This window comes from Plantactinospora sp. CA-294935 (assembly GCF_050936445.1).
Lineage (GTDB): Bacteria > Actinomycetota > Actinomycetes > Mycobacteriales > Micromonosporaceae > Plantactinospora.
The window spans coordinates 3,691,647-3,711,877 of the sequence record NZ_JBNJMU010000001.1; the positions used below are offsets into that span (position 1 = coordinate 3,691,647).

Here is a 20,231-nt window from a genome sequence, read left to right on the forward strand (position 1 = left end):
TCAGCCGTCGGCGGAATTGCGGTCTGGCGGACCGCAAGGTCGGACGCGGTGCGTAAGCGCCGCGCGGTTCAGGTTGAGAAGGTTCATTGCTGCAGATTTCCGGTGGCGGCTGATCCGGGAGCATCGGCATCGGCGGCGCTCGGTGGTTTGTCGCGGGACAGGTCGGCATAGACCGTGACTTGGTGCGCCAGGAACAGCAGCATGAGAATCTCCATCGCCACCGCAGCCGTCGACAAGATCGATAAATTGCCGTGCATGCACCGAATGATGACGGCGATCATTCCGGGCAGACAGAACGTCGTCAGGTCGATGGCCAGTTGGAATATCTTCCGACTGCGACGACGCCGATCGGAGCGGTGGCTGCCCTCCCACTGGAAGACCGGTTGGCCGGCACCGACCAGGGCTCCCAGGCGTGGCCCGAGATCGGTCCGGATGTACCGCCCGATCGCGGAGACCTTCTCGTCGTTGACCAGGTACGTCCAGCCGAGCACCACGCAGACCGGAGGCAGCAGCAGGAGGAGGTCCACACTCTCCACCTGGTACGTCCCGACAACCACGCCCGCGATCGAGACAAGGGTCGCGTACATGAGATTGTCGCGGGTGCCGATCCGGTGGTTCTGCTCCTCCTTGAGTCGGTCGTACTCCTGCGCCAGTAGTACGCCGAGACTGACCTCGTCCCACCTCAACCCGTTCAGCTCCGACCTGGCCGAGATCAACACGAGCGCCTCCGATAACGGTGGGATTCCAGTATCCCGTAGCGGCCGGCTCGGGTACAGCGACGAAATTTCGGCAGAAGTTGCAATCCGGCTCGGTGGTCAACGATGTCGGTTGCCAAGGTCGATTGTGATCCGCTTTTCCGGGTTTGCGTTCCGAAGGTGGAACGCGATTCGGCTGCCGGGCCTTCGTCGTTGCCGGACGGACGGCTCCGCCGTCCCGGTGAGCGCGTCGGAGGGCGGTGAGCGCGGCGAGGCAGCGGTGCCGGGCGACCGGACGTCAGACCGGCCCGGACGGCGGCGGTGGCTCGGGCCGGCCGTGGGCCCGTAGGAGGTGCGCCCGGCAGGATTCGAACCTGCGACCAACTGCTTAGAAGGCAGCTGCTCTATCCGCTGAGCTACGGGCGCGGGCGTGGTCGTGTGCCCCAGCAGGCTACCGCTGCCGGGACAACGGTCGGCGAGGACGTGACGATCTGGCCTGCACATACTAGGTTTCAAAGCGTGCAGTTGACGAGCACAATGTTTCTGCCGCTGCTGGTGTCGACCGAAGACACCAGGTACGGCGAGAACCACCTGCTCGAAGACTTCACCGAGGACCTCGACGTCGGCTACTCGTTCGGACCGCCGTACGGTAATCGCCTTGTCACCTGGGATGACCTGGACGAGCTTGAGGTCAGCCAGGCCGAGCTGCGGCAGGTGGCCGTCGACAATCTCTACCGGCTGTTGCCGCGGTTGCGGATCGACGGGCAGCCACCCGCGCCGATGCTCTCGTTCGGCGGGCTGGAATCCACCGTGCTGCTCGCCGCCGAGGTCTGGGAGGACCTGGAGCGGTCCGTGCCGGGCGAGCTGGTCGTCGGCGTACCGGCCAGGGACGTGGTGATCGTCACTGGTACGGCGTCCCGGCCTGGCATGGCGAAGGTGCGGCGGGCGGTGGACCGGATCTTCTTCGCGGGCGACCAGAATCTGCTCAGTCGCGAGCTGCTGGTGTGGCGGCAGGGCGGCTGGTCGGCATATCGGACGACGCCGGAGGCCGAGCCAGAGCCGGATCGGTGGGAGGAGCCGGCTGCGGAGCCGGGTCGCCGGGGGAATCCGGAGCGGGACCGTGACCTCCGGGCGGGTCCGGAGCGGTTTCGGGAGGCTCCGCGTGAGGGTCCGGAGCGGTTCCGGGAGACTTCGCGTGAGGGTCCGGAGCGGTTCCAGGAGCCGGGGCGCTGGCGGGGCGCGGCCCCGGAACCGGAACCTGAGCCGGACCGGTGGCGGAGCGGTCGCCGAGCGGAGGAGCCGGGTCCGGGTCCCGGGCGGTGGCGAGGTGACTCTCGGCCGGAACCGGAGTCCGCGCCCGAGCCGGACCGCCGGCGGGACGACCCCCGGCCGGGATCAGGGGCCGGTCGGGCCCGGTGGCATGGTGGTCCTCGGCCGGAGCCGGAGCCGGAGTTGGACTCGGAACCCGAGCCGGACCGGTGGCGGGGCGCGTCGGGCTCGGAGCCGGGCCCGTACCGTCTGCCTCGGCAGCGGTCGGGTGACGGAGGGACGACAGACTGGCCGGAGCGGCCGCCGGTGCGGGGCTCGAAGCGACGTAAGCCGAGGCCCAGCGGGCCAACTCGGTGAACACCTGCTGACGTACGGCCAGCCCGGACAGGGTGAGGTCGTGCAGAGCGCCGTCGAAGCGGATGAGCGTCACGTGCCGACCCAGCTTCGGCGCCCAGCGGGCGATGTGCTCGACGTCGAGTACGGCGTCCGACAGCGCGGCGGCCTCGTGCCAGGCCCGCCCCCGGAAACTCCGGTCCGAGATGCTCACCAGGATCGGCACCGGGATCTCCAGCCCGGCCTGCAGTTGCCGCTGCGCCCGCCGGATCGCGGCGAGCCAGCCGACCCGGATCGGGAAGCCGTCGACCGGCTTCCAGGTGAGGTCGTAGGTCCACTCGCCCCGGTGTTCAGCGTGCAGGCTGTGGCCGTACACGGCGGAGAGCCGGCGGGGGACGGTCCGGTACGGCATCCGATGGCTGACCCGCGCGAGCATCGCCAGGGCCGGCCGGCGGACCAGCCAGGGCATGTTGAGGTCGAAGAACGGGCTGTTCAGGAATAGTCCGTCGACGATTCCGGCGGATCGGCGCGCGTGCGCCCAGAGCGCGGTGACCAGGCCACCGGTCGAGTGTCCGTTGACCAGCAGCGTCCGGTTGCCGTCCGTCTCGCGGATGATCCGGGCCGCCGCGTCGAGTTCCGGGAAGTACTCCGTCACGTCGTGGCAGAAGTTCGGTGTCTGGTGCGGCAGCAGGCTGCGCCCATGTTTGCGCAGGTCGATCGCGTAAAAGTTCCAGCCGTGCTCGACGAAGAAGTCCGCCAGATGGGTCTGGAAGAAGTAGTCGACGAAGCCGTGTACGTAGAGCACGGCCCGATCACTCGGCCGGCTGGCCCGGCGCCGGACCAGGGTGGCCAGCACGGGCCCCTCCTCGTCGCGACCCAGGTCGATCGTCTGCCGCTCGTAGGGCGGTCCGAGCAGGTCCGGTTCCACCTCTCCGACGCTACTCGGCAATACCAGACCAGTCCTTGATCAGGGCGTTTTCCACAGGGCACGCGGTTGTCCACAGTCGGCCCGGCGGCGGTGGCGGCATGTCGGGTACGGCGGCGACGCTGTCGGTCGAGTCGGCTCGGACGGGAACAACTGGATCCCTGTGGAGGGACGATGTTCGATACTTACGTAACTGTTGTCGGCAATGTGCTGACGACTCCGGAATGGCGACGTACCACCCAGAGCGGCACCCTGGTGGCCAACTTCAAGGTGGCCTCGACCGCCCGTCGCCTCGACCGGGAGAGCGGGCGGTGGGTCGACGGCAACAGCCTGCGCGTCAGGGTGAACTGTTGGCGGAAGCTGGCGGAGGGCGTCGCCTCCTCGGTGATGGTCGGCGACCCGGTCGTCGTGGTCGGCCGGCTGTACACGCGGGACTGGACCGACGACGCGGGCAACCACCGGACCATGTACGAGTTGGAGGCGGTGGCCGTCGGTCACGACCTGTCCCGGGGAAGGGGAAGGTTCGCCCGCAACCGGCCGTCGATGGCGACCTCCTCGATGGAGGAGGCCGAGGCCGAGGCCCGGGTGCACGGCGAGACCACCGAGTCGGTGTCGCCCGAGGAAGCGCCGGTGCTGCCCGACGAGCGCCCGCTGGACGACGACGGCGAATACCGTGGCCTGCCGGTTCCGCCAGGCCAGGGCTTCGGTTCGGCTCACCTGCCGGCCGACCCCTTCGACGGCCGGATCGACCTCGACGGGTTGCCTGACGGAGACGTGACCGGCCCGGGCGAGGCGGTCACCTCGTCGACCGGCGGCGCCTACGGTCCGCTGAGTGGTGACGAAGGGCGGGACGGCATCGACGCGGTTGATGTCGGGGACGGCGAGATCGACCTCGGCGCCGACGGTGGGGACGAGGACGACCAGGAGTTCCGCGACGAGAACGACGCCGACACCGCAGACCTCGGCAAGACCGGCGGCGCCGGGCGCGGCCGCCGTGGCCGTGGCCGACTGCCGGTCTCCGTCTGAACACATCCGGCCCAGGCGCTCGTGGCTGGAAGGGGTCCGGCCCGAACCCGCCTGGTCCGGCGGTCCGGCCCCGCTAGGTGGCCGGACAGCGGGTCGCCCGGATCGACGTGGTGGTCGCCTCCCCACCGCCATCCGGGCCGACCAAGGGTGGGGAGGTCGGTCGCGGCACCGGCCGATCTCCCCACTCCACCGTGAAGCAGCCGGCTGTCTGTCGCTGCGGATGCCGTGGGCGCTGTGGGCGCTTGAGGGTGCTGCGAATGCCCCGGGGTGCTGTGGGTGCTGCGAATGCCCCGGGGTGCTGTGGGGCTCGGGGAGTGGCGGTGCGGTCCGGGGCGGCGGGTTGCACCGCGTGGGCCGGCCGTGCAGGGAGATTCCGCACCCTCCGGTCTCCGAACTAAGCCGTCGCTCGGGGGCGGCTGTCGAAATCGTCCCGGGATTGCTGGCCACGGCGAGGTGCCGGCACCGCCCCGGCAGCCTTTCCGGCTGGCCCCGCCCCGGCAGTGTCTCCGGCCGGCTCCGGCCGGGCAGTGTCTCCGGCCGGCTCCGGCCGGGCAGTGTCTCCGGCCGGCTCCGGCCGGGCAGTGTCTCCGGCTGGCCCCGGCTCGGCAGTGTCTCCGGCCGGCGCCGGCCCGGTGTCCGCGGTCGATTCACGCGGTTGCTCGGGTTGTCGCTGACGTACGACGGTGGATCGCGGCGGTGCGGTTCGAGGCCGGCGTCGAGGACTGAGGAGACGCATCGCCGGTGTCTCGACGAACCGGAAGAGCAACCAGGCGGCGGCGAGGCTCACCAACAGCAGGGCGATCGCCACGGCCGGGCCCTGCCAGCCGGGAAACCCGCCGGTGTGCCCGGCGAAACGGAAGATGGCCTTGATCAGGAACACATGGACCAGATAGAACGCGAACGACACCTCGCCGAGCCAGACCAGCGGTCGGGACCGCCACGGCGACCAGCGGCCGGTGGTGTCCGCCCGGGCCGCACTCGCGATCACCAGTACGTAACCGAAGGCAAGCACGGTGGTCCAGAGCTCGGCCCGGATCCACTCCATCGACGCCACCCAGATCGCGACGAAGAGGCCGGTGGAGACGAGCAGCCCCGGCCCTCGCCACTTCCCCCGCAGCATGAGCTCGGCGGCGGCGACGCCCATCCAGAACTCGAAGGAGCGTACGACCGGGAAGATCTGGGTGAACCACCAGCGGGCGGTCTCCGGCAGCAGTTGCTGGCCCGGCCACATCGCCAGGATGAGCAGCGGCATGGCGATGAGGACGGCGTAGAGCTGCCATGCCCGCATCCGACGGATCAGTGGGAGGACGAACGGCAGCGAGAGATAGAAGAACATCTCGCAGGCCAGCGACCAACTGACGTTGTTGATGCTGTAGAAGTAGCCGTCGACCGGGATCCAGGCCTGCACCAGGAACAGGTTGGCCAGCGCCGCCTTCACGTTGACGGGGTCGGCCCAGTACAACGCGAGTGCGATGACCACGGCCCAGGTGACCAGGTGGTTCGGATAGATTTTCGCGGCCCGACGCCGCCAGAACGCACGCTTCGTGTCACCCGGCCGGGCGGACCAGACCAGCACGAAGCCGCTGAGGATGAAGAAGAACTGCACCCCGGAGAGGCCGAGCGTGAAGGCCCAGTCGACGATCTGGCGATACCCGGGCTCGGCGACGATCTGCATGGTGCCGATGTGGAAGCCGAAGACCAGCATCGCGGCGACCCACCGCAGCCCGGTCAGGGACGGCAGCCGGTGCAGCGCGCCGTTCGCGCGACCTCGTCCTGCCTGGCTGGCATCCGTCGTCTGGCTGGCATCCGTTGTCTGGCTGGCGTTTGTTCGCTCGCCGACATTTGCTGCCCCGCCGGCCTGCTGCACCGTGCCGGCCTCCTGCACCCGGCCGGCCGCGGCCGATCGGTTGACAGCTTCCTCGGTGACGGGCGTCACACTGGTCATCGGACCTCCTCGATGGGCACATCGATGGCCAGCACTTACGCCTCCCGTCGGCCGGATTGTGCCGGGATGTCCGGTCCTGCGGCGCCTCCCGGCTGCGTACCCCCGCTGTCGCGGGTCCGCCCGCGACCCTATCCGGTGCCGCGGTGGCCCGTCGTGGGCGCGGACACCGCCCGATCCGCCGTACCGGCAGAGGCGCTGGTCAGTGACGTGTTGATCGTCCTCGTCGCGGCCACGACTAGGCTCCGCGACAGGGGAGGTGGTTGCCGTGCGGCCAGATGGCAGGTTGTCCGGAACCGGCGACGCGGTGGGCTGGCGCGGCAGGGGACGACCCGGCCGGACGCGTCGGACCGGCGGTCGGGGCAGGGCGCCGGGGTGGCTGGGCGGCGGCGCGGCCAACGCCGCCGGGCTGGCCGCCGGCTACGCACTCGACGCGCTCTTCGGTGACCCTCGGCGGGGTCATCCGGTCGCCGGGTTCGGGCAGTTCGCAGGCGCGCTCGAACGCCGGATGTACCAGCCTCGGCGTACGTCGGGTGCCGGGTTCGCAGCGCTCGCGGTCGGCGTACCGGTGGTTCTGGGTGGGGCGGCGGCGGTCGCCACCCGGCACCGACCGCTGACCCGCGCGGCGCTGGTCGCCGCCGCCACCTGGACGGTGCTCGGCGGACGGACGCTGCGGCGGGAAGCCACGGTCATGAGCCAGGCACTTCGTCGGGCGGACGTGCCGGCGGCACGGCAACGGCTGGGCCACCTCTGCGGGCGGGATCCGGCCGCGCTGGACGAGCCCGAACTCGCCCGGGCCACCGTCGAGTCGGTGGCGGAGAACACCTCCGACGCGGTGGTCGCGCCGCTGGTCTGGGGCGCGGTGGCCGGGTTGCCCGGTCTGCTGGGCTACCGGGCGGCGAACACCCTGGACGCGATGGTGGGGCACCGATCGGAGCGGTACGCCCGGTTCGGCACCGCCGCCGCCCGCCTCGACGACCTGCTCAACCTGCTGCCCTCCCGGCTGACCGGGTTGCTCACCATCGTCGCCGCCCCGCTGGTCAGGGGCGACCGGACGCGTGCCTGGCGGGTCTGGCGTCGCGACCGGGCGGACCATCCCAGTCCGAACGCCGGGCAGTGCGAGGCGGCGATGGCCGGTGCGCTGGGCGTCCGGTTGGGCGGCCGCAACGTCTACTTCGGACGTTCCGAGGTCCGGCCGTTCCTCGGCGACGGCCCCCGGCCGGAGGTGCGACACATCGATCGGGCCGCCCGGCTCTCCGGAGCGGTCGGGCTCGCCGCACTGGGCCTGGCGGTGGCGTACGCGGCCACCAGCCGGCCGCGCCGGGTCACAGCCGGTTGGCTCACCCGCCGGTTGCCACGACTCGCAATGCCCTCCGGGATGGAGCGGACGTCACCGGAGCCGATCCGGGTAGCCGACCAGCGGGCCCGGTCAGCCCGGTGAGCCTGACGAAACCGGTGAGCCAGGTGAGCCCGATGAGCGGCGGTCTGCTGGTCGCCGGCACCACCTCGGACGCCGGCAAGAGCGTGCTCACCGCCGGCATCTGCCGCTGGCTGCACCGCCAGGGGGTCAGGGTGGCGCCGTTCAAGGCGCAGAACATGTCCAACAACTCCGCAGTGGTGATCGGGCCGGACGGTCGGGGCGGCGAGATCGGTCGGGCCCAGGCCATGCAGGCCGCCGCCTGCGGGGTGCCACCTGACCTGCGGTTCAATCCGGTACTGCTGAAACCCGGTAGTGACCGGTCGAGCCAGGTGGTGCTGCTCGGCCGGGCGGTCGACACCGTCACCGCCGGCAACTTCCGTACCCTGCGTCCCCGGCTCGCCACGGCCGCCTTCGAGGCGCTCGCCGAGCTGCGCGGCGAGTACGACGTGGTCGTCTGCGAGGGGGCGGGCAGCCCGACCGAGATCAACCTGCGGGACACCGACTACGCCAACATGGGCCTGGCCCGGCATGCCCGGCTGCCGACGATCGTGGTCGGCGACATCGACCGGGGCGGCGTCTTCGCGTCGATGTTCGGCACCGTGGCCCTGCTGGACGCTGCCGACCAGGAACTCGTGGCCGGCTTCGTGGTCAACAAGTTCCGGGGCGACCTGGATCTGCTCCGCCCCGGGCTCGGCATGCTGACCCAGCTCACCGGGCGACCCACGTACGGGGTGCTGCCCTGGCACGTCGACCTGTGGCTGGACGCCGAGGACTCGCTCGCCTACGGGCGGGTGCTCGGCCGACCGGCACCGCCGAAGGGCCGCGAATGGCTGGACGTGGCGGTGGTCCGGCTGCCCCGGGTCTCCAACGCCACCGATGTGGAGGCGCTGGCCACCGAGCCGGGGGTACGGGTCCGGCTGACCGTCGAGCCGGCCGAGGTGGCGGCGGCCGATCTTGTCGTACTGCCCGGCACGAAGTCGACCGTGGCCGACCTGGACTGGCTACGCCACACCGGGCTGGCCGAGGTGGTGCACGCACACGTGGCGGCCGGGCGGCCGTTGCTCGGCATCTGCGGCGGCTACCAGATGCTCGCCCGCAGCATCGACGACGAGGTGGAGAGCGGGCGTGGCCGGGTCGCCGGCCTCGGCCTGCTGCCCATCGAGATCACCTTCGGCGCCGCCAAGACCGTGACGCGATCGGAGGGCACGGCGTTCGGCTCGGTCCCGGTCCAGGGCTACGAGATCCACCACGGGTACGTCTCCGGTGCCGACCCGGCACCGTCAGCACTGATCCACTACTCGGACGGCCGGCCGGAGGGCGCGGCGGTAGGCCACCTTTTCGGCACCCACTGGCACGGCGCGTTCACCTCGGACCGGTTTCGTCGCCGGTTCCTCACCGAGGTAGCCCGACTCGCCGGCCGGCACGGTTTCCAGGTCGCCCCGGACACCTCGTTCGGCGCGGCCCGGCAACGCACCCTGGACCTCCTCGGCGACCTGGTGGAGGAGCACCTCGACACCACCGCCCTGTGGCGGCTCGTCGAGCAGGGCCCGCCGGCCGGGCTACCGTTCGTCCCGCCGGGCGCACCGTCGGCACACACCCCGGCCCCGCCCGTTCCGGCGAGATAGCCGTCTTCTCCGACAGCAGGTGCCTCCCGGCCCGGCACGCCGACGCGGGCCGGTCACGCCGACGGCAGGTGCCGTCCGGCCGGTGACCCCGACGGCAGGTGCCGCCCGGGTCTGGCACGCCGACGTGCGGCGGAGTCACCTCCGCACGTCGGCCGGGTCGTCGGCGCAGGGCAGCCCGGCTCGGCGCCAGGCCTCGAAGCCGCCGATCAGGTCCGTCGCCCGCCACAGGCCGAGGGATCGGAGGCTGGCCGCCGCCAGGCTGGAGCTGTAGCCCTGCCGGCAGACCACTACGATCTCGATGTCGTAGCCGGCCGCTTCCGGGATCCGCGACCCGCTCGCCGGATCGAGCCGCCACTCCAGCACGGTGCGGTCGATCACCAGCGCCCCCGGCAACTCGCCCTGCTCCGCCCGTTGCGGGTCGGTACGGGTGTCCACCAGCAGCGCCCCGCGCCGCGTCGCCGCGAGCGTCTCCAGCGGCGTCAGGCGGCGTACTCCGGCACGGGCGCGAGCGAGCAGCGCGGCCACGCCCCGATCTTGATCCGACACTGGATCATTGTCTCCCGGCCCAGCTCAGCCGGGAGTAGGGTCGGCCGGATGTCACCCGTGGTCGAGTCGTACGCCGAGTTGGCGGCGCGGATCCTGCGCCAGCCGGCCAGGCTGGGGCGGACCCGACTGGTCGCGGTCGACGGGCCGAGCGGAGCCGGTAAGACCGTCTTCGCCAGCCGGCTGGCGGGTGCGCTCGACGCCGCCACACCGGTGCTGCACACCGACGACCTGCTCGACGGCTGGGCGGACCAGTTCACCTTCTGGCCACGCCTGGAGGAGTGGGTGCTCTCCCCGCTGCGCGCCGGTCGGCCGGCGCGGTACCGCCGGTACGACTGGACCCGGGGCAGCTTCGGACCGGGCTGGACGGTGCTGCCGCCCGCCCCGGTGGTGATCGTCGAAGGAGTCTCCAGCGCCCGCGCGGTCATCGCCGCCGAGCTGAGTCTGGCAGTCTTCGTCACCGCATCGGCGGAGCTGTGCCGGGACCGTACCCTGGCCCGGGACGGCGCCGCGCTGGCAGCTCAGCTCACGGTCTGGCGTCGCGGTGAGCGGGCGCACTTCGCCGCGGACCGTACCGCCGAGCGGGCCGACCTGGTGGTGGACGGTGCCGCCGGCCCGGCGCTGGCGAGCAGCGCCTTCGTCCGGCTCCGGTGACGGACTGACCGCCGGGTCTGGTGACGGACTGACCGCCGGGTCTGGTGACGGACTGACCGCCGGGTCTGGTGACGGACTGACCGCCGGGTCTGGCGACCGACATCTGGGTCCGGTGACGGACTGACCCTGGTCCGCTTATGGACGTATCCGGATCGCTGCGGCACGATCGGCAGGACAGGCCGACGCAGCGGCGGGCGGGGGAGACCATGACGGCAGGCGGTACGAGTGGCACTCCCGCCCGACGGCGGGTGGTACTCGGCGGAATCAGCTCCCGGGCCTGGGAACATCCGGCCGACCGCGGCGCACTGACCGCGCTGCGCGAGTTGCGCGGCTTCGACGACGTGGTCAAGGCGTTCTTCGGGATGTGGAACGAACGCGGCTTCCGGCTCTCCTATCTGGCCGCCGCGATCCGGGTCGACCACCGGCAGTACTCGCGGGTCTACCGGCTCTACGCCGAGGCGGGCGCCGCGCTGGACGTGGCCGAGCTGCCGGAACTCTTCGTGACCCAGTCGCCCTGGCTGAGCGGTGAGGCGATCGGTCTCGACCGGCCGTTCATCGTGATCACCTCGGCCTGTGTCAACCAGCTCGACGACGACGAGCTCCGCTTCCTGCTCGGTCACGAGCTGGGGCACGTGGGCAGCGGGCACGCCGTCTACAAGACCATCCTGACCATCCTGACCCGGTGGGCGGCCAACCTGAGCTGGCTGCCGGTCGGCGCGCTCGCCCTCCGGGCGATCATCGCGGCGATGCTGGAGTGGTGGCGTAAGGCGGAGCTGTCGGGTGACCGGGCCGGGCTGCTCGCCGGCCAGGACCCGGCGGCGGCGCTGCGGGTGCTGATGAAGCTGGCCGGCGGCGGCGACCTGAGCCAGATCGACACGGCCGCCTTCCTGGAGCAGGCCTCCGAGTACGACGGCGGCGGCGACCTCCGGGACAGCCTGCACAAGATCCGGATGACCGCCTGGAGTACCCACCCGGTGCCGGTGGCCCGGGCTGCGGACCTGCGCAGGTGGGTCGACTCCGGCGAGTACGCCCGACTGCTCGGTGGCGACTATCCGCGCCGGGAGGACGACGACCTGACCTCGGTGTCCGCCGAGATCAAGGCGGCGGCGGAGTCGTACCGGGAGGCTTTCGGACGCTCCCAGGATCCGCTGGTCGGTCTGCTGCGCCGGCTCGGCGACGGCGCCAGTGACCTCGGTGAGTGGGCCGGCGGCAGCGCGGGCCGGGCGCGCTCCTGGATGAACGCGGCGGGCGAGGCCGCCGCCCGGGCCGCCGGCCGTACCCGCCGGAGCGGCAAGCCGGGCCCGACCGGTCCCGCCGGCCCGGGCGCCGACGGCGACGCACCGGAACCTCCGGCCGAGGAAGCCCGGTAGCACCCGGGGACTCGGACGATCACGCCTGCTCGACGCCGCCTACGATCTTTTCCATGACCACGACTATCCGCACCGAGTCCGAACTGCGCGCCGCGATCGAGCGGGAGCTGCCCGGCGTACGGGCCGACCTGGAGCGGCTGGTCCGGATCCCCGGCATCGCCTTCGACGGCTTCGACCACTCCCAGGTCGAGCGTTCCGCCGAGGCGGTCGCCGAGCTGCTGCGCGGCTGCTCCCTCGACGTACGGGTGGTCCGGTCCGGCGGCCAGCCGGCGGTGATCGGCCGGCGTCCCGCGCCACCCGGCGCGCCGACCGTGATGCTGTACGCGCACCACGACGTGCAGCCGGTCGGCGACCTGAGCCTCTGGCAGAGCGACCCGTTCGAGCCGGTGGAGCGCGACGGCCGGCTCTACGGACGGGGCGCCGCCGACGACAAGGCGGGAGTGCTGGCTCACGTCGCCGCGTTGCGGGCCTTCGGCGACGCGCTGCCGGTCGGCGTGGTGCTCTTCGTCGAGGGTGAGGAGGAGTACGGCTCCGACTCGCTGGAGCGGCTCCTCGCCGAGCACCGGGACGAGATCGCCGCCGACGTGATCGTGATCGCCGACTCCGGTAACTGGGACATCGGCGTACCCGCGCTGACGACCTCGCTGCGCGGCATCGTCAACTGCTTCGTGGAGGTCCGTACCCTCTCCCAGGCCGTGCACAGCGGCATGTTCGGCGGAGGCGTACCGGACGCGCTGACCACGCTCTGCCAGCTCCTCGCCACCCTGCACGACTCGGCTGGCGACGTGGCGGTGGAGGGGCTGGTCAGCACGGCTGGGGCCGCCGTCGACTATCCGGAGGAGCGGCTGCGTACCGAGGCCGGGATGCTGGACGGGGTCTCGTTCATCGGCACCGGCCGGCTGACCGACCGGTTCTGGAACAAGCCGGCGATCTCGGTGATCGGGCTGGACGCACCGCCGACCGCGGAGGCGCCGAACGCGCTGGTCCCGTCGGCAAAGGCCAAGTTGAGCGTCCGGCTGGCCCCGGGCGACCAGGCGGCGAAGGCGTACGCCGCCCTGACCGAGCACCTGCGCCGGTACGCCCCGCACGGGGCGAGGGTCACCGTGACCCTGGAGCACGACGGCGAGCCGTGCGTGATCGACGCCTCGGGCCCGATGTACGACGCGGCCCGGGCCGCCTTCCGGACCGCCTGGGACGGCGTCGAGCCGGTGGACATGGGTGTCGGCGGTTCCATTCCGTTCATCGAGACGTTCCGGCGGATGTTTCCGGACGCCGCGATCCTGGTGACCGGCGTCGAGGACCCGTACGCGCGGGCGCACGGGCCGAACGAGAGCCTGCACCTGGGCGAGTTCGCCCGGGTCTGCCTGGCCGAGGCGCTGCTGCTGGCCAAGGTCGCCGAGGCGGCCGCCGCCGGCTGACCTGCCCGGCCCGACCGCCGGGTTCCCGTCGGGACCGGGTGTGCCGGGGACCCGGGGTCGGACGTCCAGGGGGTCGGACCGGATTGGCCGGTCACGACCCCCTGACGCGTCGACGCGCCTGCGCGGCGCCGGTACCGGTTACTCGGAGGGCGGGGACGCCGTCGGCCGGCGCCGCCGGCCGAGTAGCAGCAGCACCGCGCCGAGCAGCAGGGCGCTGCCACCGACGGCGGAGATGGGGCCGGTCCGGACCCCGGTGATCGGGAGCCCGTCGTCGTCCGCGCCGCCACCACCGCCCGGCTCGTTGATCAGGAGCTGGGCGGTGTTGCTCTTCGGACCCGTCTCCGTCGACGGGCCGAGGCCGCGGATCGTGATCGTGCCGTTCGTGCCCGGCGCAGACTTGATCTTCACCCGGACGACCGACGAGACCACGCCAGCGCCGGAGGCGGTCGCCGGCCACTGGCTCTCGGTGCCGCAGTCGACCTCGGTCAGTTCGGCGACCGGCTCACCCTGCTCGTCCCGGAACGTGCACCCCGGGCTGGGCAGCAGCACGGTGCCGCTCGGCGCGACGATCCGCCAGGCGGCGCCGCCGTCCGACGGCCCGTGGTTGGTGATGGTGTACGGCAGTTCCACGGTGTCACCGACCGAGCCGGTGACCGAGGTGGCGCGTACCTCGAGATCGTGGTTGTTGGGTTTGGTCCAGATGCTGAACTCGGCGACGTCGGGCTCGGCCGCGGCGGCCACCCGGGCCGGGTCGGCGTCGCCGGTGGTGGCCTGCCGGCCCGGCGTGGTCCGCTGTTCGCTCCCGCCGGCCTGCTCCGGGGTGCGGGGTGTGACCAGGGACTGTTGCCCGGTCCCGGCCCGCTGCTCCGCCCTGGTCCGCAACTCGGCGAGCTTGTCGGCCAGCGACGGGCCGTCCGGTGCTCCGGCCCGACGCTGGGCCTCGGGTAGCGGCTCGGCCAACTCGCCGGCCTCGAACCGGCCGGCCGCCTCGGCGGGTCCCGGCAGGTTCTTGCCGAAGACGACGTTGAACGCCGCGTCGCCGGAGACCGGATCGGAGAAGCCGACTCCGGCACCGGGCTCCAGGATCAGATGCATCTGGCAGGTCACCTGCTGCGGGCCGTAGACGTAGCCCGTCGGTGGGTCGCCGGGACGGTCGCCGCCGTAGACGCAGTCTGCGTAGCGCTCGGCGAAGGTCGCCCCGAGCGGGAGGGTGATCGTCAGCAGGAAACCGGGCAGCGTGCTGTTTCCGAAGTTGAACACGGTGGCGTGCAGCGGACTGCGGTCGCCGCCGCCGACCCGCTGCTGCGCGGAACCGAGGTCGTCGACCTCGGCCACCAGGCCCGAGCCGGTGGCCCGGATGCTCACCGGAAGCTCGTACGTCGTCGAGACCGTGCCGTCGGGGCCCTGGGCCGAGACGCTGACCCGGACGATCCCCGCCGGGCCCGGCCGGGCGTCCTCGGTGCTGCGCAGCATGATCGGCTGGACGAGCCGCTCCTGCCCCGGCGCCAGGTCGCCGTGCTGGCAGTCCGCCGCCTTGCGGGACTGGCGGCAGTCCTCGTCCCCGGACGGGACCGAGAAGATGACGTCGCCGGTGGTGGAATGGGCGTCGTAAATGGCGCTGACCCCGGTGGCCGGTGCGTCCCCGGCGTTGCGGAGGTGGAAGCCGATGGTGGTGCCGGCGGTGTCGATCGTCGCGTCGACGGCGCTGGAGATCTGCAACTGTGGCTGCGCCGCGGCGTGTGCCGGGCTGGGGGCTGCCGTGAGGGCGAGCGTCGCGAGCACTGCGGCGGCAGCCGCGCCGACCCGTTTGCCTGGGCGGAGGATGGCGTTCGTCATGACTCTCCGGTTCTCGCCGGAGCCCGGGTCCGGGAACGGACCGCGTCTGGCTGGAGGGGAGTGTGGACAGAGGACGGATGTCCGTAGTCGAAAGATAGCCCACTTGTCCCACCGGCGGAGGTCCGCGGGAAGAAAGTGGAGAAAGCGCCCGGCGGGATCGTCGAGGCGGTAAGATTTCGAACATGAGTACGAACGAGGCCATCGCGCGGCTCGACGCCGCGGTCAGTGCGCTGCGGGACGTCGACGTCTCCGCGTGGTCCGAGGATGCGCTCCGGGACCAGCTCGGCGAGCTTTCCACCGTTCTCTGCGCGCTCGACGCCGCCCTCGCCCGGGTGGCCGACAGCGTGCGTGCCCGTGGCCTGCGCATCGAGGAGCCTGCCCCGGCCTGACCGTCCCCCGCCCAGCTCAGCCGGGGGACGGGAGCGGGCCGGCCGGAAATATGTCGGCGGTGGCTGCCAGGATGGAGCCGTGCGCTTCGTTGACCTGGCAGCCACCTCCACCGCCGTCGCCGCCACCTCCGGGCGGCGGGCCAAGGTCGAGCTGCTCGCCGAGGCGCTGCGCAAGCTCGCCCCGGAGGAACTCGTCGCCGGCTCGGGCTACCTGGCCGGAGAGCTGCGCCAGCGGCAGACCGGAGTCGGCTACGCCAGCCTTCGCGAGCTGCCACCGGCGGCCGAGCAGCCGACCCTGACAGTGGCCGGCGTCGACGCGGCGATAGCCGAGCTCGCCGAGGTGCGCGGGCCGGGCTCGCAGCAGCGCCGTCGCGAGCTGTTGGCCGCCCTCTTCGGCGCCGCCACCGTCGAGGAGCGGCGGTTGCTGCTCGGCCTGTTCAGCGGGGAGCTGCGGCAGGGCGCCCAGGCCGGCCTGCTGGCCGAGGCGGTCGCCCGCGCGGCCGAGGTGCCGCTGCCGACGGTCCGCCGGGCCCTGTTGCTCGCCGGTGACCTGAAGACGGTCGCGGCGGCCGCGCTCACCGGCGGCTCGGGCGCGCTGACCGGGTTCGCGTTGCAGGTCGGCCGTCCGCTCGCGCCGATGCTGGCGCAGAGCGCGGCATCGGTCGAGGAGGCGCTGACCACCGTCGGTCTGCCGGCGGTGGTCGACGTGAAGCTCGACGGCATCCGCATCCAGGTGCACCGCTCCGGCGACGACATCGCGGTCTTCACCCGCAGCCTCGACGAGATCACCTCGCGGGTTCCCGAGGTGGTGGCGGCGGTCCGCTCGCTGCCGGCCCGTGAGCTGGTGCTGGACGGCGAGGCGATTGGGCTCGACGCCTCCGGCCGGCCACGACCGTTCCAGGAGACCGCGAGTCGGGCGGCCACCAGGGGAGCCCGCCGGGCCGTCCGCGACGAGGTCGCCCGCGCGCCGGCCGACACCGAGGCCGCCGAGGTTGACCGCACGCGGCGCGAGGCGACGGAACTCGTCGACGGCGCCCCGGGCCCGTCGGGAGCGGTCGACGGCGCGTCGGGCCCGTCGGGAGCGGTCGACGGCGCCCCGGGCCCGTCGGGAGCGGTCGACGGCGCGTCGGGCCCGTCGGGAGCGGTCGACGGCGCCTCGGGCCCGTCGGGAGCGGTCGACGGCGCGTCGGGCGGGCTGAGAGCTGCCACCGGTGCGGGCGGCGGCGCCGACGCCGACGGGGGTGGCACCCGGAGTTTCGGCGCGGCGCCGGTCGCGCCGTCGACGGCCGGGTCGGTGCGGTCGGTGGGGCCGGTGGACATCTCCGAGGTGCCCCGGATCGGCACCTCCGGAACGGCGCCCGCCGAGATCCCCGGGCCGGAGCGTCCGGCGACCGTCGCCCCGTCGGTGGTCGCGGCGGCGAACACCAGCGGTGGGGTCGTGCTGACGCCGTACTTCTTCGACATCCTGCACCTGGACGGCGTCGACCTGCTCGACGTGCCGGGGCACGAGCGCTGGGCCGCGCTGGCCCGCACCGTCTCACCGGCGCAGCTCGTCGAGCGGATCACCGTCGACACCGTCGAGCAGGCCTCGGCGGCGTTCGCTGCCGCGGTCGACGCGGGGCACGAAGGCATCGTGGTCAAGGCGCCGGAGGCGGCGTACGACGCGGGCCGGCGGGGCGCCGCCTGGGTCAAGGTGAAGCCGAGGCACACCCTCGACCTCGTGGTGCTCGCCGTCGAGTGGGGCAGTGGCCGGCGCAAGGGCTGGCTGTCGAACCTGCACCTGGGGGCCCGTGACCCCGAGACCGGCGGCTTCGTGATGCTCGGCAAGACCTTCAAGGGGCTGACCGACGAGTTGCTGCGCTGGCAGACCGAGCGGTTCCAGGAGTTGGCGGTGGAGCGCGGCGACTGGGTCGTCCGGGTGCGGCCCGAGCAGGTCGTGGAGATCGCGTTCGACGGGGTGCAGAGCAGTCCGCGCTATCCGGGCGGTGTGGCGCTGCGCTTCGCCCGGGTGCTGCGATACCGCGACGACAAGACCGCGGCGGAGGCGGACACCATCGATACGGTACGGGCCATCCACGCAGGTCGGCGCCCCGACTGACGCCGTCGCGGGTCCCACTCCGACTGGTCACTGGTTGCTACGGTTCGGCAATGATCTTCCGGAACGCGCTCTACCGGCTCTACGCCCGCCGCCTGCGGGCGCAACTGGTCACCGGGTCGCTGCCCCGGCACGTGGCGATGGTGATGGACGGCAACCGGCGGTGGGCCCGGAAACAGGGCTTCGAGAACCCGAGTGTCGGCCACCGGTACGGCGCGGAGCACGTCGACGAGGTGCTCGGCTGGTGCGCCGACCTCGGCATCGAACACGTGACGATCTTCGTCGCCTCCACCGACAACCTGCGCAAGCGGCCGTCGGAGGAGGTCCGGTACCTGATGGAGGTGGTCGAGCGGATCGTCGCCGCCCGGCTCGCCGAACGTCCCGGCCGGTGGCGGCTACACCTGGCCGGGCGGCTCGACACGCTGCCCGACTCGACCCGGCACGCGCTGAAGCTGGCCCGGGACGCGACCGCCGACCTCGGAGCGCGGTTCCACCTGACGATCGCGGTCGGCTACGACGGCCGGGCGGAGGTCGTCGACGCGATCCGCTCCCTGCTGGACGAGGCGGCCCGGGCGGGTACGACCCCGACGGAACTGGCCCAGCGGCTCAGCGCCGAGGACATCGCGGCACATCTCTACACCCAGGGGAGGCCGGACCCCGACCTGATCATCCGGACCAGTGGTGAACAGCGGATGTCGGGTTTCCTGCTCTGGCAGGCGGCCTACTCGGAGCTGTACTTCTGCGACGCGTACTGGCCCGGCTTCCGGTACGTCGACTTCCTGCGCGCCCTGCGGTCGTACGCCGGCCGGCAGCGCCGGTACGGCGCCTGACCGCCGTGCGGCCGACCGGCGGTCAGATCGCGGCCAGCGACCGCGCGTAGTTGACCTGCTGGTGGATCTGCTGGACCTGGAACTGGTCGGTGACCGGGATCCGGGCGACGTACTGCCGCAGGCCGTTGGTCACCGTTACCTGCACCGTTCCACGGTGGACGGTCTCCTTGACCAGCAGGAACAGCAGGCTGAACACGGTCAGTACGCAGAAGCCGACCACCGCCACCACGATCGCCCAGGTGGGCGTCTTCTGTTCGCTCTGCCAGTAGTCCGCGACGTGCCACTGGGAGCCGGCCAGCGGAAGGTCGCCGCTCGGGGTGCGTACCGTCGACGAGGTGACCGCGATCTCGCCGATCTGCGCGACCACCGGCTCCGGCCGTACCGGGGGTGACCACGGCGTTCCCCCGTCGGGCTGGCCCCCGCCGGGGTACGGCAGCGCCGGCGCGGGATAGGACTGCGGAACGCCCGGATAGGACTGCGGAACGCCCGGATAGGGCTGCGGAACGCCCGGATAGGGCTGCCCGCTGACCGGATCGGGCTGTCCGGGATAGCCGGGAGTCGGGGTCGGCGGGTCGTCCGGGGTGGGCGGGTCGTCCGGGGTGGGCGGCGGCGGATAGCCGGGCGAGACCGAGGCGTCGGTCGGCCACGGATCGGTCGGTGGTGGCGGAGGTACGTCTGGCGCTCCGCTCGGGTTCACGCTCATGCCGGCTCCTCCCCAGTGCCACACCGGCCGCTCCGCAGACCTTAACCCGGACCGTGACCGCCGCCACCCCGAGGTGCACCCGGTACGTCGATGCCCGAACGGTGGTCGGCCGGGACGGGCACAGGCGGAAACCCCGAGATCGCCGGCAGGCTCAGGCGCTCAGGGGTTCAGGGGTTCGTGCCCTCAGGCCCTCACGGGCTCAGGCCCTCACGGGCTCAGGCCTCACGGGCTCAGGCCCTCACGGGCTCAGGCCCTCAGGCGCTCGGGTGCTCGGGGGCTCAGGTTCTCAGGCGCTCGGGGTGGCCGGGGCCGGCTGGTCCAGCCGGTCCTGACCGGCCCGGTCCCGGCTGCCGTCGCCGTCCGACGTGTCGCCGCGCGCCTCCCGGCGGGCCGCCCAGCCGAAGCCGACCAGGGTCAGCAGCGCGAAGAGCCACCACTGGACGACGTACCCGCCGTTCTGCCAGTCGTTCTCGTGCCGGATCGGTATCGCGGAGAAGGCCGGGTCGGCAGCCGGGGTCTGCTCGTCCAGCAGCAGGTACGCGGAGTAGACCGGATATGGCAGCTCCCGGGCCAGCGCCGGTACGGCGATCCGCCGGGTCTCGATCCGGCCGTCCCGCCGGGCGACGGCGTCCGGCTTGCTCTCCGACAGGTGCACCCGGCCCACCACGGTCACCTCACCGGACGGTACGGCCGGGATCTCGGGTCGGGCGAGCGCGCTGCCGCCAGCGGCCGGCGGAATCCAGCCCCGGTCCACCAGGATGGCGCTGCCGTCGGCCAGCCGCAGCGGGGTGAGTACCTCGAAGCCGACCCTGCTCTGCACGGTACGGCTGCGGATCAGGATCAGGTTCGTGCTGTCGTACCGCCCGGTCACGGTGACCCGGGTCCAGGCCGCGCCGGCTGGCGGCGCCTGTCCGACCGTGCCGGCCGCGCCGTCCGGCCGGGGCAGCACCTGGTCCACCGGCACCGGCGCCAGCGTCGCGGTCTCGTCGATCCGCTCGTTGATCGCGGCCCGTTCCTGGTAGCGGCTCAACTGCCAGTTGCCGAGCAGCACCATCACCGTGGCCGCTGCCAGGGTCAGCGCGAGGATGCCCAGCCAGCGGGGCGTGAGCAGGAACCGGTACACAGCACGAGGCTACCCGGGCGGTTCCGCCGGTTTCC

Annotated in this window: 16 protein-coding genes, 1 tRNA gene and 1 pseudogene; 9 read left to right on the plus strand and 9 right to left on the minus strand. The window is 72.5% G+C overall.

Annotated features, from left to right (window positions below; all coding sequences use genetic code 11):
• Positions 1-83: 83 nt before the first annotated feature.
• The 4 genes and pseudogenes from ACQEVC_RS16585 to ACQEVC_RS16600 form a co-directional block, all read right to left on the minus strand.
• Positions 84-719: a hypothetical protein gene (locus ACQEVC_RS16585; RefSeq protein ID WP_432878158.1), complete on the minus strand. Its 636-nt coding sequence runs from the start codon at positions 717-719 to the stop codon at positions 84-86.
• A gap of 329 nt (positions 720-1,048) precedes the next feature.
• Positions 1,049-1,121, minus strand: a tRNA-Arg gene (locus ACQEVC_RS16590).
• A gap of 305 nt (positions 1,122-1,426) precedes the next feature.
• On the minus strand, positions 1,427-1,600 hold the full coding sequence (locus ACQEVC_RS16595) for a hypothetical protein (RefSeq protein ID WP_318394947.1): 174 nt from the start codon (positions 1,598-1,600) through the stop codon (positions 1,427-1,429).
• 599 nt (positions 1,601-2,199) lie between these two features.
• Positions 2,200-3,225, minus strand: a pseudogene (locus ACQEVC_RS16600) (alpha/beta hydrolase); the annotation flags it as partial.
• Between the two features lie 171 nt (positions 3,226-3,396).
• On the opposite strand from ACQEVC_RS16600, the gene ssb reads away from it, so the two are divergent.
• Complete coding sequence (gene ssb, locus ACQEVC_RS16605) at positions 3,397-4,248, plus strand: single-stranded DNA-binding protein (protein WP_432878159.1); 852 nt, start codon at positions 3,397-3,399, stop codon at positions 4,246-4,248.
• Between the two features lie 394 nt (positions 4,249-4,642).
• On the opposite strand, the gene ACQEVC_RS16610 is transcribed toward ssb, so the two are convergent.
• A complete protein-coding gene (locus tag ACQEVC_RS16610) occupies positions 4,643-6,193 on the minus strand; it encodes an acyltransferase family protein (protein ID WP_432878162.1) in 1,551 nt (516 codons plus the stop codon).
• Positions 6,194-6,569: 376 nt separating this feature from the next.
• Between ACQEVC_RS16610 and ACQEVC_RS16615 the strand changes: the two genes are divergently transcribed.
• Both ACQEVC_RS16615 and ACQEVC_RS16620 read left to right on the plus strand, forming a co-directional pair.
• Positions 6,570-7,631: a cobalamin biosynthesis protein gene (locus ACQEVC_RS16615; RefSeq protein WP_432891457.1), complete on the plus strand. Its 1,062-nt coding sequence runs from the start codon at positions 6,570-6,572 to the stop codon at positions 7,629-7,631.
• A gap of 32 nt (positions 7,632-7,663) precedes the next feature.
• Positions 7,664-9,235 carry a cobyric acid synthase gene (locus tag ACQEVC_RS16620; RefSeq protein WP_432878165.1) on the plus strand — a complete coding sequence of 524 codons (1,572 nt, stop codon included), beginning with the start codon at positions 7,664-7,666 and terminating at the stop codon, positions 9,233-9,235.
• A 135-nt stretch (positions 9,236-9,370) separates the two neighbouring features.
• Here the strand turns inward: ACQEVC_RS16620 and ACQEVC_RS16625 are convergent, their stop codons facing one another.
• The gene (locus tag ACQEVC_RS16625) at positions 9,371-9,781 is read right to left on the minus strand and encodes a rhodanese-like domain-containing protein (protein ID WP_432878168.1); all 411 of its coding nucleotides are present in this window, start codon (positions 9,779-9,781) and stop codon (positions 9,371-9,373) included.
• Between the two features lie 48 nt (positions 9,782-9,829).
• Here ACQEVC_RS16625 and ACQEVC_RS16630 point away from each other — a divergent pair, with 48 nt between their 5' ends.
• The 3 genes from ACQEVC_RS16630 (at position 9,830) to ACQEVC_RS16640 (ending at position 13,220) form a co-directional block, all read left to right on the plus strand.
• Positions 9,830-10,432: a uridine kinase family protein gene (locus ACQEVC_RS16630; RefSeq protein WP_432878171.1), complete on the plus strand. Its 603-nt coding sequence runs from the start codon at positions 9,830-9,832 to the stop codon at positions 10,430-10,432.
• A 206-nt stretch (positions 10,433-10,638) separates the two neighbouring features.
• Positions 10,639-11,802: a M48 family metallopeptidase gene (locus tag ACQEVC_RS16635; protein ID WP_432878173.1), complete on the plus strand. Its 1,164-nt coding sequence runs from the start codon at positions 10,639-10,641 to the stop codon at positions 11,800-11,802.
• A 53-nt stretch (positions 11,803-11,855) separates the two neighbouring features.
• A complete protein-coding gene (locus ACQEVC_RS16640; protein WP_432878176.1) occupies positions 11,856-13,220 on the plus strand; it encodes a dipeptidase in 1,365 nt (454 codons plus the stop codon).
• Between the two features lie 138 nt (positions 13,221-13,358).
• On the opposite strand, the gene ACQEVC_RS16645 is transcribed toward ACQEVC_RS16640, so the two are convergent.
• On the minus strand, positions 13,359-15,056 hold the full coding sequence (locus ACQEVC_RS16645) for a hypothetical protein (protein WP_432878179.1): 1,698 nt from the start codon (positions 15,054-15,056) through the stop codon (positions 13,359-13,361).
• A 182-nt stretch (positions 15,057-15,238) separates the two neighbouring features.
• Between ACQEVC_RS16645 and ACQEVC_RS16650 the strand changes: the two genes are divergently transcribed.
• From ACQEVC_RS16650 to uppS, 3 genes are all read left to right on the plus strand, one after another.
• Complete coding sequence (locus tag ACQEVC_RS16650; RefSeq protein WP_318394956.1) at positions 15,239-15,445, plus strand: hypothetical protein; 207 nt, start codon at positions 15,239-15,241, stop codon at positions 15,443-15,445.
• A gap of 79 nt (positions 15,446-15,524) precedes the next feature.
• Positions 15,525-17,543 (plus strand): ATP-dependent DNA ligase, encoded by a 2,019-nt coding sequence (locus ACQEVC_RS16655; protein WP_432878182.1) that lies wholly within the window; start codon positions 15,525-15,527, stop codon positions 17,541-17,543.
• Positions 17,544-17,593: 50 nt separating this feature from the next.
• Entirely contained in the window at positions 17,594-18,370 is a 777-nt protein-coding gene (gene uppS, locus ACQEVC_RS16660) for a polyprenyl diphosphate synthase (RefSeq protein WP_318394958.1), read from the plus strand.
• A 22-nt stretch (positions 18,371-18,392) separates the two neighbouring features.
• Here uppS and ACQEVC_RS16665 read toward each other — a convergent pair whose 3' ends face one another.
• Complete coding sequence (locus ACQEVC_RS16665; RefSeq protein WP_432878186.1) at positions 18,393-19,073, minus strand: hypothetical protein; 681 nt, start codon at positions 19,071-19,073, stop codon at positions 18,393-18,395.
• Between the two features lie 286 nt (positions 19,074-19,359).
• A complete protein-coding gene (locus ACQEVC_RS16670) occupies positions 19,360-20,196 on the minus strand; it encodes an SURF1 family cytochrome oxidase biogenesis protein (RefSeq protein ID WP_432878188.1) in 837 nt (278 codons plus the stop codon).
• Positions 20,197-20,231: the final 35 nt, after the last annotated feature.